Source organism: Mitsuaria sp. TWR114, from assembly GCF_007997345.1.
Window position 1 is genome coordinate 1 of sequence record NZ_VOSR01000628.1, and the last position, 997, is coordinate 997.

The 997-nt window shown below is 74.3% G+C and carries 1 protein-coding gene and 1 pseudogene; one reads left to right on the plus strand and one right to left on the minus strand.

What is annotated here, in order from left to right; translation table 11 throughout:
• Positions 1 to 347 (minus strand): DUF58 domain-containing protein (locus tag FUT87_RS31820; RefSeq protein ID WP_186830672.1); only part of this gene is annotated, 347 nt, incomplete at its 3' end.
• A gap of 494 nt (positions 348 to 841) precedes the next feature.
• Between FUT87_RS31820 and FUT87_RS31000 the strand changes: the two are divergent.
• A pseudogene (locus FUT87_RS31000) lies at positions 842 to 997 on the plus strand (chemotaxis protein); the annotation flags it as partial.

Here is a 997-nt window from a genome sequence, read left to right on the forward strand (position 1 = left end):
CCGCGCAGGCGCAGGCCGTAGGGCAGGCCTTCCTCCTCGGCGCGCAGCACCCACGCGGCCAGGCGGGAGACGCGCTGCTCAAAGGGCAGGCCGCGCGTCGCCGCCAGGTCCAGCCACTGCTCGCTGGCGCGGCTGCCCAGGCGCTCGCGCACGAGCAGGGCCGCGCCGGCGCCGCTGCCGCCGGGGGGCTGCGGCTGGGCCAGCGCCAGCGCCGACTTCTTCCACAGGATCTGCCGCGGCGAGTCGCCATGCCGGTAGGGCCGCAGCCCCGGATCGTCGCCCAGCCCGGGCTGGCCCTGGCCCTGCGGCAGGCCTTCCTCGACGGCGGCGGCGGGCGGCGCTTCCAGCTCGGGCGCCGGATACGACCCAGGCCTGCGCGGCCGGCCGCCAGTAGCTCCAGGTCACGAACAGGCCGAAGGGGAACTGCGATTCGATGCGCAGCCGCGGCAGCGCATGCCGGCCGCGGGTCGGGAAGCTCAGTTGCAGCTGCAGCTGCGCATGGCCCTGCGCGGGCACGTCGGCGAAGGCGCTGTCGGTGGATCTGGCGTCGGGCAGCCGCACGCCGACGCCGAAGCGCGCCGCCGAGGGGTTGTGCAGCCGGATGTCCAGCGCCAGCGGCTGGCCCGCGTAGGTCGGCGGCGGCGTCTTCAGGTCCAGCTTCAGGCCGCGCAGGTTGGCGTGGGTCGCATTCATCGACGCCATGCCGGCGCCCGCCAGCACGAAGGTCAGCAGGTAGCCCAGGCTCAGCTGGTCGTTGATCGACGCCAGCAGCAGCACCAGCAGGGTGACGACGAAGGCGGCGCCCGGACGGCTGGGCAGGATGTAGAGGTTGCGCTGCGTCAGCGCGGAAGCCGCGCGCGAGATCAAGACCCTGATCGGCGCGAGCGTGGCGCGGGTCGAGTCGGGCTCGCGCCTGGTGCAGGACGCCGGCGCGACGATGGAGGAGATCGTGGCCAGCGTGCAGCGGGTCTCGGACATCATCAGCGAGATCACCGCG